The following is an 11,806-nucleotide window of genomic DNA, read 5'->3' on the forward strand; positions in this document are numbered from 1 at the left end:
TGTCAATCTTGCCAAAATTCAAGATATTGACAATGAGATTATTAACTTAATCAATGGGCGAAAAAAATAGTTATACCTGCCTTTTGCAAAAGGCAGTTTCTTTCACAACTATAAATCATTTGAATCGGCGGGATTGAAGTGTGAAGATCAATCTGTACTGTCCAGGTACTCAGAAGGTGTCATCAAAAACTCTTCTTTAAATACTTTAGAAAAATATTTAGCATCATTGAAACCTACCTCATAGGCAGTTTCGGCTATGGTGAATTGTTTGGTGAGTAGGAGTTGTACTGCTCTTTTTAACCTTACCGACCTGATAAACTCAACCGGAGTTTTGCCAGAAAGATTAAATACTTTATTATATAATGTTGCGCGGCTCATATTCATCTTACTGCTTAGCAATTCAACTGAAAAGCCGGCATTTGGAATATTTTCTTCGATGACCGTCAACAACTTTCTCATAAATTTCGTATCGGGAGTTTCGATTTCCAAATCGCCCGGTTTCGCTTCAATTTGCCTTCGATATGTTTCTTTTACTAGTTGTTGATTCTTAAGCAAATTGTGAACCTTGAAACGTAATATGTCAAAATTAAAAGGCTTGGAAAGATAATCGTTCGCCCCTGTTTCCAAACCGGCCAGTTGCTTTTCGTCGCCAGTAAAAGCGGTAATTAATATAAATGGTATATGTTCGGTGCGTTTATCGCTACGGATCTTTTTACAAAAATCGATGCCATCAATTTCGGCCATGTTAATATCGCTTATGATCAGATCGGGATGTAAAGCCAATGCCTTTTGCCAACCGTCTTTACCGTTTACGGCTTCGGCAATAGTATATATGTGCCTGAGATCATCTTTTAGATAAGCCCTGAAATCGGAATTATCCTCCACAATTAAAATGGTGATATTTTTATTGCGTTTTTCCTGACTTGACCTGTCGGGCTTAGGCGCTCCTACTTCTTCGGGGGTATTTTCAATACCGGTAAAGTTACTTTTCTGGGATATCTTTAATGGCAGCCGCACAATAAAACAACTCCCTTTCCCATGTTCACTTTCAACAGAAATGGTGCCACCCATCAGATCAACAAACTCTTTAGTAATTGACAAGCCAATACCACTTCCCTGGTTAATTAATGAAGCGGGCATCTCATTTTGAAAAAAACGCTCAAATATTTTATTGTGTTTTTCAGCCGGAATACCGACACCCGAATCTATTACCTTAATTTGAAGCAGGGTCATTTCCACGCTGTTGGATCCCAACAATTTTGCTTCAACAGCTACACTACCAAAGTCAGGGGTAAACTTAAATGCATTGGAAAGCAGGTTAAAAAGAATTCTTTCAATTTTATCCTGATCAAAAAAAGTAAAGCCCGAATCAGTATCACACTTAAATGAAAAACTGATATGTTTTTTATCCGCCAGATCGGTAAATAGATCGCTAGCTTCTTTAATAACTTTAATGATATCAGCTTCACGCAGATCAAGCTGAAGTTTTTTTACTGCCATTTTACTAAAATCCAATAGCTGGTTAATCATATTAAGCAGCCGCTTAGAATTTTCGTGGATCAACTGAAGCTTTCGCCGGCTATAATTATCATCAGCCTGCTTTAACAACTTTTCAACAGGTGCCATAATCAGGGCGATAGGCGTTCTGAATTCGTGACTAACGTTGGTAAAAAAATCTATTTTCATTATATCCAGCTCATGCTTATCCTGTGCTTCCTTTCGCACGCGCTCGATCTCAAACCGGGTTTCTATTTTTTTAATGCCTTGTTTTCGGATGTAATACAATACCGCTATGATGGAGAAAACATAAATAAAATAGGCGATTGGCGATTTCCAGAACGGGGGCAATACCTTAATTTTTAATTTTATATAGCTGGGTTTCCATTTCCCCTCCCGGCCAATAGCCCGTACTTTAAAAGTATAATCGCCTCCGTCAAGGTTGGTATAGGTAGCTTTCCGGGTAGCATTATTTGCAGTAAGCCACCCTTTATCAAAACCCTCCATCATATACTGATGCGTTATTTTATTGGGATTAAAGAAATTTAAGGCAGAAAATTCAATGGTAAACACATTTTCACTGTGTTTCAGCGTTATCTCCTGTGTAGCCGAAATTGCTTTAGATAATACTACATGGCCATCAACTTCTTCATTAGCTGCTATACTTTTGTTGAATAGCTGAAAGCCGGTGAAAATTAATTTAGGCTCATCTATATTCAGGTGTATACTTAGTGGGTCGAAAATATTGAAGCCATGCGAGCCACCAAATACCAATTCCCCTTTATTGGTTTTTAAAGCTGCATTTACAGTGAACTCTCTGCCCTGCAGGCCGTCTGTTTCATCAAAACTTTCAAATTGGAATTTATAGGTGCCATTGCCGGGTGTCAACGTTATCCGGCCCAGGCCGTTTGATGTACTTAGCCACATGGCCCCGCTGTTATCTTCCAATACATTCAAAACCTGGTTGTCCGGCAACCCGTCCTTTTTTGTAAGCGAGATAAAACGGCCGGTTTCGGGGTTCAATATGTTTAGTCCGTTCCTTGTTGCTATCCACATCAGGCCGCGGCTGTCCTGCGTGATATTATGAATGTCATCATTGATTAAACTGTTAGGGTCGTTTTTCTTTTTATTATAATGTATAACATCACGTCCATTTTTTAATATTTTATCTACCCCCAAATATCCTCCTACCCAGAGATTCCCTTTGGTGTCCTCAATGAGTGCGGATATATAAAGCGACCTGATATCCCTTTGCTTAAAGGGAGAGGAAAATATTTTTTTGTCTCTGTCAAACATTTGCAACCCCGCCGCAAACGTGCCTATCCATAACCGGTTCGATGAATCTTCCAAAATATTCCATACCCGGTCATCGGCAATGCTCGTAGGTACCTTGCCATTATGTTTGTAATGAATAAACTTTCTTCCGTCAAAATGATCCAGTCCGCCAAAATACGTACCTATCCATAGTTGCTGATCATGGTCAATACACAAACTAACAATAATATCACTGGTGAGGCTATTCGGATTTCCCGGATCATGTTTATACTGGGTAAACTTGCCTGTTTTGCGATCAAAATAAACTAAGCCGCCTCCATTGGTCCCGATCCATAAGTTACCGTTTTTATCTTCGACAAATTTATTGACGTCTTCAAACTTAAGGCTGGCGGGGGCTGAAGCAAAGTGCCTGTATAACGGGAACCTGATAATATTTTTATGATAATAACTTACCCCCTCTCTAAGCGTACGGGCCCACATAATACCTTTGTTGTCTTTGTAAAGCGCTACGGTGTTCTGTCCCAACGATTTTGGGTCATCTTCCCTATTTAGTAAATAAGTAATGTCCCCCCTTTTTTTATCCAATAAATTTATTCCGCCATGATCAGTGGATATCCACATGAGGCCGTCGTCGGCTTGAATAATATTAGTGATGTTGTTCGATGTAAGCGGCGTTTCTGCCGATTCTTTTGTGATGTACCGAAACCGTCCCGTACGGCGGCTGTAATAATAGACGCCGGAATCCATGTTGGGGTTAAACACCCAAAGATCGCCTTCACTGTCAATAGTTAGCGAGTAGTTCCTGCCTTTATTGTCAGCAGCCTTTTTAAAAATATCTGTATGGTAAGTAATTACATTGCGTTTTACATCAAATAGCTCTATTACGCCGTCGTCATAAGCAAGCCATACATTGCCGGTTGTATCCTGCACAATGTCTGTAACTAAACTTGAATATAATGACGGGCTTGGACTATGGTGATGATAATAATGTGTGGTAGTTTTGTTCAATTCATTATACCTGTAAATGCCCGAATCGGGATACAGAAACCAAAAGTCGCCTTTGCCGTTGTGAACTATCTTGGAAACGGAAGGATACACCGGAAGTTTAAGAGAATAAAGTACTGACGATACATCATTGTTAAACTGTTCCGTTTCGGGATCATAAAAAGAATATCCAGCCGGGGTTGTTATCCATAATTTTTTGTCAGGTCCTTCCCAAATATTATTTATGTAATCTTCATTAATGGAGTTTTTATTATTTACGTCGTGCTTGAATACTTTAAAAGTATAACCGTCATAACGGTTGAGACCAGAAGAAGTACCAAACCACATGAAGCCCTCAGAATCCTTAAAAATGCAGGTGACTTGGTTGTGTGACAGCCCGTTACTTATATTGAGCCGCGAAAACTGGTATTGACTGTTTTGCGCAAAATTGTTCGTGTAAGCAAAAAACAATGCTGAAACGACAATATAAAGTTTTACACGCATTAAAATTTAGTTGAGATATTGGAAATCAGGAACCTGGCTCTTTAGCAAGCCGGTACACTACCGTACCATAAAAGTAAAATAAATTCGCAATTAACGAGATAAAAGTGGCGATTCCTCTATTTAATCAGCGAAAAATAAACAAGCTACCTCTGAAGCAAACGAGCTGCCGATATTATGGTTACGGGCCATTCTTGAATTTACAATGAAATAACGCTTGTTACAGATTGTTGTCTAGGAGGCTATCCGGATCATTCGGTTAAAAAAGGCGACGACACGGCCTATTCACAGTTTTTGAAATGATAAATACTTACCTCCGATACCGCTTTGTCAATCTATTTCAAATAAAGTGGCTGTTTATACAAACTTTACGGATTCCATGTTTTTTGAGAAATTAACATTTAACGCCCTATTTTCTAACTTTTATCTCCCATCATTAAATTATCTCATCTGTAGTTTTACTACTCAATTAATAAGCCTTGTACAATTCAATTATCGCTAATTAAACATGCCCATTGTTCCAACCGCTGTATTATGTTGACTTTAATTGCATTGTTTTCATTAATTGTCCTTCTGCATCGAAAAACAAGATTTAACCAATTAAACAAATAAACCGTTTCAGGCCCGTTTTATCCTATCGAAAAATGAAACTAATGTTAAACTCCGCCTTATGCGGAATGGCAACTGCATTATTATCAATCTTTGAAATACCCCGTTGGTTAACGGCGGTTATCAACATAACTGCCTGTGCCAATAACTCTGTAAACCTTACAGGTAATGATAAAAACACCCTCGTTTTATCTGACTATCTGACACTTTCACACGCAATTAACCAAATTATTAATACCGGCAGATTTAAACATCGCCGGCCTAACCATTTTTTTATGAAGAAAACTTTAAGTTATTTTTTATGCATTCTTGCAATCCTGGCATTGACAAGGTGCAAGAAGCAACAAATCGCTTCCCCGGACGTTAAATCGCTTGTTAAAACGAGCACTAAAACGCTAACCGCCACCAGTTATCCGAGTTACAATATTTCGCCGCTAGTACCCGATCAAACGGGGATGACCAGTACAGCAACTCAAATCGCTGCAAATATGACGTTGGGTATTAATATTGGCAACACTATGGAAGCCCAATATAACGAAAACGGGTGGGGAAACCCCAATATTACCCAGGCACTCATCGACAGCTATAAACAAAGGGGGTTTAACGCCATAAGGATCCCTTGCAATTGGAATTGGTCACATGTAACAGATTCAACAACTGCAAAAATAGACCCGGCCTGGCTTGCCCGTGTGCAGCAGGTTGTGCAATACTGCGTCAACGATGGGATGTATGCGATATTAAATATACATTGGGACGGCGGATGGTTGGAGCTTAATTGCACTACCACCGCGCAGGCGGCCGTTAATGCCAAACAAAAAGCACTTTGGGAACAAATTGCAACACAAATGCGTGGTTTTGATCAACACCTGCTTTTTGCCAGCGCGAATGAACCTAACGCAACGGATAGCACAGAAATGAGAGTTCTGCTTTCTTATCATCAAACTTTTATCAACGCGGTGAGGTCAACCGGCGGACACAACAGCTACAGGACGCTGGTTATCCAGGGGCCCAAAGGAGGTGATATTGTTTATACGAACAATCTGATGAACACAATGCCAACAGATCCGGCATCCAACCGTTTGATGGTGGAAATCCATAACTATACTCCCTGGAACTTTTGTTTGTTGGACGCCGACCAATCATATGGTAACAGGTTTTTTTATTGGGGTTCGGGATATCACACCACCTTCGATGTTGCGAACAATCCGACTTGGGGTGAGGAATCGACCATTAACGAAAATTTTCAAATGATGAAGACAAAATTTGTTGACCATGGCATACCGGTAGTAATGGGCGAATTTGCAGTAATGGACCGAAACCTTACGGGAGACTCTTTAAACTTCAATCTTGCTTCCAGGGCGTATTGGTATAATTACAATATGCGCCAGGCATTAGCGAATGGTATTCATCCATTTCTTTGGGACACTGGGTCTCTCATTAATAGATCGACTTACGCCGTAAAGGATCAACGGGATTTGGCGGCCATTGTACAAGGGGCACAAACCGGGGCATCCCCGGCATTCCAGGTTGGTAGTGTGTACCAGATTATCAACAGGTATAGTTTTAAGCCCTTGGAGATCGGTGGCTGGGCAACTGCTAATGGGTCGCTGGCAGATCAATGGGAGTATGTAGCCGGAGCAAATCAGCAATTTAAAGTGCAAGCTGCGGCAAATGGCGGCTACATGTTAACGCCTATGCATGTTAGCGGGAAATGTTTAGAGGTATGGGGTTGGTCTGGGGCTAACGGCGGTGCCGTGGATATGTGGGATTATACAGGTACAGGCGGAGCTAATCAAAACTGGTTAATTCAGCCAACATACAACGGGTTCTATAAAATCATCAACGTAAATAGCGGAAAAGCCCTGGAAGTTACTTTAGGGACTGATCCCGCAGTTCCATTCAGAAATGGTAGCGCGGTCGACCAAAATGACTACTATGGGGGCAAAAATCAGCAATGGGGATTTGTGAAAATATAAGTAAAATAAAAGAAATCAATTAGGCTATTTCATAAATTGCCGAAAATCTCTGATGCCTCTGTTTTAAATGAGGCGTTAGAGATTTTTCTTAATGTTAGATGCTGACGGGTTAAGTTGGTTGAAAGATGCTATTCATTTCCATTTCCTAAATCTTTAGGAACTACGGTAAATGGGGTTATCACGGAAAGCAAAAACTTGCCTTTTACAGAAAGTCCTTTTTAAGTTGGCTTTCCCCAGCAAAATAATCCGTGTTGATGTAAGTTATTTTTCGATTGTGAGTCAACCGATACTTAATGTTATAAGTACCGCCTTCTTTTTTTGGTGTTTGAGTACCACTTCTTTAATTGTAGCCATACCGACGAAATCCATAAATCCATCCAGGTTTGTACATGGATGCCTTTTCGTTCTTGGTAACAATGATCGATGATATCTTTTGAAACAGGTTTAGATCAATTTATCTGTATTTCTTTAAGCCTTCAAAAAGAATGACAATCGGGGTGTCAATTCTGTTAATGGTTTGCAGTAATTGATCGTGTAGTTCGCGCTGACCAGCGAATCATTCAGAAAATCGAAAAATGATAATTTCCAGTTGATGCTGTGTTTGAATGGCTTGTTAAACAATTGCCAAAGTTCGGCAGCTTTTTCGGTGGTATCCAAATTGATCGCGAAGGGAAAAACGCGGGACGAAACTCGCTTCGTTATCATGCTCGATAATAATCCGGTAAAACGCTAAACATATATATTCACCTTGAATTTAGCGGGTGATAGCTTATTCTGCCGATAGACCGCCACAAAGCCAGTTCCTCTTTATACCTGTCATAAATTACTTCGCAATTTGTATCAATACGCATAGTCGGCCTATTGTTCAAATTGTAAGCAGGCCATTCTGGAACATCCTTCGCTGCAGGCTTACCCGTCCTGGCAAAAGTCGTCCATAGCTCTGCCATATGATGTGATGCAACAAAGCGCTCAGGCTTGTTCCCGCTCAAAAACCCAGGCTTTGCACCCAGCACTTCGTTATTGAATTTAAACGTAATATCCATGGCATGCGGCGTACCGAAAGGATAATCCGTGTCAGGGATTTTTGCTTCCGATTTATAGCCAAAATTATACAAATATACAGGCGCGCCGTGCTGCTCCGCTTTTCTTTCTGCGATGGCAATCGTCCCCAGCCCCATCATATTAATTGATTTTACAGCCATCCAAATGTCGCTTGCCGACGCGTTCGGCAGGGTTCGCCTGTAGGTCTCAATAATTTTTTTCGTATCAGCGCCAAACTCCGGTTCAAATTTTGTCTGTAATGCGTCAAATGTAAAATCGCTTTTCAGCGGGCCGACATCGTGTGAATACATGGCAAAAAATGCCCATTCATCTTCATTCCAACCGGTCATCAGCGGCTTATCCTTTGATATCTTCGGCGCAAACGGATCAAAAGGATCATGTGGCAGTGCAACACCATCCACCACCGGCGCAAAATTATTAGGAACAAAACCTACAACGCCGTGTTTGCGGATGTAGTCGCTGTTAGCCATAAGGCGGGGAACTTTATTTTGAACATCGATCAGATCCTTAACTGGGACGTCGAGGATTTTTTTCCAGTCTTTCAGATCGATGTTGAGTTCCTTGAATACCAGCTTGGTCATTTCCACTGCCGCTTCTTTTGGCAGCATCCTTAGCCCCGGGCCGCTTTCGATGGAGGCTTTGTTAAAATAGGGTGCAGCCGCCGGCATCGCATATAAACAGCTTGTTTTTGCCCCGCCGCCTGATTCTCCAAATATCATCACGTTCTCAGGGTCGCCCCCAAATGCCGCAATATTCTTTTTCACCCATTTTAAACCATCGACGATATCCAGAAGACCATTGTTGCCAGAACCTGCATATTCCGGGCCTGCAATATCTTCGAGATACAGAAAAGCCATCAGCCCTAACCGGTGGTTTGTTTCCACAACTACTACATCAAAGTATTTTGCCAGGTTTGCACCGTCCTGACCGGGTGCCGCGCCGGAGCCATTTGCAAAACCGCCGCCATGATTATAAACCATTACCGGTCGCTTTTTGCCGTCGTTGGCCGGTGTCCAGATATTAAGAAACAAGCAATCCTCTCTTGACGACGGATTGAAAGTATCGCCCTGAATAGCTGGCGGCCCGAACTCCAGGGCATCCCTGACACCTTGCCACGGTTCCAGTTTGGCGGGCCTTTTAAACCGCCTGTCGCCCGAGAGCCTTCCGGCGTAGGGAACGCCCTTAAATAAGCAAACCCCATCCTTTCTTACACCCCTAAGCTTGCCTTCAGCCGCCTCAACTATTATGAATTCCTCATCGGCCTGAACTGAAGATCTCGCAAACTTAGGAAGGGTAATAGCCGCGGTAATAACTGACAACTGCCCTAAGAATTTCCTTCTGTTTGACACGTACATAATTTTGTATTAAATATTTTGACCAGATGCTTATTCAGTTAATTCTTTGTTTTTTGCGCCCCATCCCAATGTTCCGCCAGTTTGCCGTTTTCAATTCTAAACATGTCGCACCATGTTGTAGTATAGGTTTTCGTGCTGTCGGTTGGTTCGGGCAATTTCGCGGCAAAACTTATTACCACCAGGTCACCCTCGGCTACAATAGCTACAACAGGCGCTTTTATGGTGTCGACAATTGGCCTCGGCTTTGCAAATTTTGAAAATAATTCAACAAATCCTTTTCGTCCTGTGGGAACATTTGGGTTATGCTGTATATAGCTTTCGGCGAGATATTTATCTGCCAATTCAAGATGGCCGGCTTCCAGCACTTCCCGCCAGCAATCATACACAAGTTTTTTATTGGTTGCAAGTTTAGGGTTGCTGCTTTGCAGCAAGGATTTTTGATTTCCAAGCGGTATTACAGGCAACTGAGCATAAGCCTGGCGAGTGACAAAAGTAGTTAATACAATGGCAATGATGAATTTCTTCATTATATTATTGCTTAAGAAAAATACAGGTTTAATCGCGTACAGACTCGAAGCATATCATTTCTTATCAGATTATAGCTTTGATAGGATAATTTGTGTGCATCGGGCTGACAAAGGAAAGTAAATTGCTTGATCGGCATTATCAATTAGCTTTCGCAAACTCGCCGTCAGCTGCAATTTCTACCTCGTCGCTCACAAGTACATTGGGAGTGCCCGAACCAATATCAAAGTCTGAACGCTTTAATGTACCCCTCAATTTAAAACCGGCATCGTTTTTCTTGCTATTTGGGTTTTCTTTTGTGCCACGGTACCAAAGGTCCATTGTTACAGGCTTGGTAACGCCATGCATGGTTAGGTTGCCGGTAAGCTTATACTTGTTCGCTCCATCTGCCTTTATTGATGAGCTTTTGAAAACGATAGCCGGATATTTTGCAGCATCAAAAAAGTTAGCACTTCTTAAATCATTATCCCGCATTTCAACTTCGGTGTTGATTGAAGACACGTCGGCTGATAGCTCAAAAACGGCATCGCTAAAATCGGGTTTGGCCGCTGTTATGGTCACATCAAATTTTTTGAACAAACCATCTACATCCGAAAGCAAATGGTGAGTAACAGTAAACTTAAGTTTGGAATGCATTTTATCATTTTTCCAGGTAGTGTTTTGGGCAAATAACGAGGTTTGTAAAAGCAGCATCACCGCAGATAGTAATAATTTCTTCATGTTTTAATAATTGATTTTTTAGTTAAACGAATGCTTCAGCGCCGACAAACCTGCGTTTTAACGCTTAATTTGACAACAGGAAGCTTCGGCATAAAAGTAGAGTGAAACCCATTCCCTTATCTTGACATGAATCAAGAAATAATATTGATTTCGATCAATTCTTCAGTCTTTTTTTACAAAGATTTTTTTTCTGACACGGCTTAGCGTTTCAGGTGTTGACCCAAGATATGAAGCGATCATGTGTTGTGGTACCCGCTGCGTAATATCCGGATATATGCTTAAAAGTTTGGTGTATCGTTCTTCAATCGACAACATGAACATGTCTGTTAATCTTTTTTGCAGCGACATATAGGCACCGCGATATTGCATGTAATTAAATTTGTAAAATCCGGGGACAGCAGTTTCCAGATATACATGTGCAGTTTTGCTTATCAATATCAATTCAGAATCTTCCACAGCCTCAATATTCAGAGTGGAAATATCTTCTATTATGAAACTATTTAGGTCAGAAATAAACCAACCCTCCGGTGCAAATTGTATAATGTGTTCGTTATTTTTTTTGTCCACCAGGTAAGAGCGGAGCATACCTTTACACACAAAGACCACCGATTTACAAACTTCTCCTTCTTGCAACAGATATTGATGTTTTCTCAGTCTCTTTACACTGATATGCTGCCTGAAAATTGTTTTGTCAGCTTCTGTCAGTGTTATCGCTTTTGAAAGTTTATTAAAAAAATTATCGAGCATGATTAGAGCACTAAATTAGCAATTTTTTGCCTCTTGATTACCAGTATATTGTCCAATATTTCCGGCGCCCGGCTAAAAGAATTTCGCGAAATGGAGTTGATGTGATTTGCCTGGCAACTGTATCAATGCCATTAAATATGGTGCACAAATCAGTGGTCTCTTATATCACCCTAAAATTGGATATGTGTTTATTTCACGATTAAATAAAGTTAATCTTTTAGCGATGAATAAGCAATCCAGGCTGACTTAGTTGGGACATTCCCCGGGATCGGGCTGCCGCTAAATCTTTTTAAAATGGATGCAGTTGCGAAATCTTTCGTACTTGGTTTGCCTCCGACTAGAGGGCTTAAAGTAAATCCATTCGATTCGAACATACGTTTTTATAAATAAAAAGACTTGTTTTTTTCCTTTTTTTGTATATTTGAATATAGCGTTTGCAGCTATATACTTATAAATAAAAAGTGGTGAGTAATTCGGTGAGTACGAATTGAAAACCATTCAAGATATCAAATAAGCGCAGAAAATTAAGGTTAAAACAAATCCCTAACTCTCCGC

General features: G+C 40.8%; 7 protein-coding genes. 1 reads left to right on the plus strand and 6 read right to left on the minus strand.

Annotated elements, in window-relative coordinates; all coding sequences use genetic code 11:
- Nucleotides 1-147 precede the first annotated feature (147 nt).
- On the minus strand, nucleotides 148-4,260 hold the full coding sequence (locus FHW88_RS29705; RefSeq protein ID WP_176629093.1) for a hybrid sensor histidine kinase/response regulator transcription factor: 4,113 nt from the start codon (nucleotides 4,258-4,260) through the stop codon (nucleotides 148-150).
- Between the two features lie 881 nt (nucleotides 4,261-5,141).
- Here FHW88_RS29705 and FHW88_RS29710 point away from each other — a divergent pair.
- A complete protein-coding gene (locus FHW88_RS29710; protein WP_176629094.1) occupies nucleotides 5,142-6,842 on the plus strand; it encodes a cellulase family glycosylhydrolase in 1,701 nt (566 codons plus the stop codon).
- 468 nt (nucleotides 6,843-7,310) lie between these two features.
- Here the strand turns inward: FHW88_RS29710 and FHW88_RS29715 are convergent, their stop codons facing one another.
- From FHW88_RS29715 to FHW88_RS29735, 5 genes are all read right to left on the minus strand, one after another.
- Nucleotides 7,311-7,547 (minus strand): hypothetical protein, encoded by a 237-nt coding sequence (locus tag FHW88_RS29715; RefSeq protein WP_176629095.1) that lies wholly within the window; start codon nucleotides 7,545-7,547, stop codon nucleotides 7,311-7,313.
- Between the two features lie 38 nt (nucleotides 7,548-7,585).
- Nucleotides 7,586-9,259 carry a carboxylesterase/lipase family protein gene (locus FHW88_RS29720; protein ID WP_176629096.1) on the minus strand — a complete coding sequence of 558 codons (1,674 nt, stop codon included), beginning with the start codon at nucleotides 9,257-9,259 and terminating at the stop codon, nucleotides 7,586-7,588.
- 38 nt (nucleotides 9,260-9,297) lie between these two features.
- Nucleotides 9,298-9,786, minus strand: a complete 489-nt coding sequence (locus tag FHW88_RS29725; protein ID WP_176629097.1) for a nuclear transport factor 2 family protein — start codon at nucleotides 9,784-9,786, stop codon at nucleotides 9,298-9,300.
- Nucleotides 9,787-9,925: 139 nt separating this feature from the next.
- Entirely contained in the window at nucleotides 9,926-10,504 is a 579-nt protein-coding gene (locus FHW88_RS29730; RefSeq protein WP_176629098.1) for a YceI family protein, read from the minus strand.
- Nucleotides 10,505-10,666: 162 nt separating this feature from the next.
- Complete coding sequence (locus FHW88_RS29735; protein ID WP_176629099.1) at nucleotides 10,667-11,251, minus strand: Crp/Fnr family transcriptional regulator; 585 nt, start codon at nucleotides 11,249-11,251, stop codon at nucleotides 10,667-10,669.
- Nucleotides 11,252-11,806 lie beyond the last annotated feature (555 nt).

It is taken from the genome of Mucilaginibacter sp. SG538B, assembly GCF_013376065.1.
Classification (GTDB): Bacteria; Bacteroidota; Bacteroidia; order Sphingobacteriales; family Sphingobacteriaceae; genus Mucilaginibacter; species Mucilaginibacter rubeus.

Bases quoted from the DNA above. Each gene is read 5' to 3' on its own strand.
- FHW88_RS29735 (WP_176629099.1), bottom strand. From the start codon at position 11,251: ATGCTCGATAATTTTTTTAATAAACTTTCAAAAGCGATAACACTGACA.
- FHW88_RS29715 (WP_176629095.1), bottom strand. From the start codon at position 7,547: ATGATAACGAAGCGAGTTTCGTCCCGCGTTTTTCCCTTCGCGATCAAT.
- FHW88_RS29720 (WP_176629096.1), bottom strand. From the start codon at position 9,259: ATGTACGTGTCAAACAGAAGGAAATTCTTAGGGCAGTTGTCAGTTATT.
- FHW88_RS29710 (WP_176629094.1), top strand. From the start codon at position 5,142: ATGAAGAAAACTTTAAGTTATTTTTTATGCATTCTTGCAATCCTGGCA.
- FHW88_RS29730 (WP_176629098.1), bottom strand. From the start codon at position 10,504: ATGAAGAAATTATTACTATCTGCGGTGATGCTGCTTTTACAAACCTCG.
- FHW88_RS29705 (WP_176629093.1), bottom strand. From the start codon at position 4,260: ATGCGTGTAAAACTTTATATTGTCGTTTCAGCATTGTTTTTTGCTTAC.
- FHW88_RS29725 (WP_176629097.1), bottom strand. From the start codon at position 9,786: ATGAAGAAATTCATCATTGCCATTGTATTAACTACTTTTGTCACTCGC.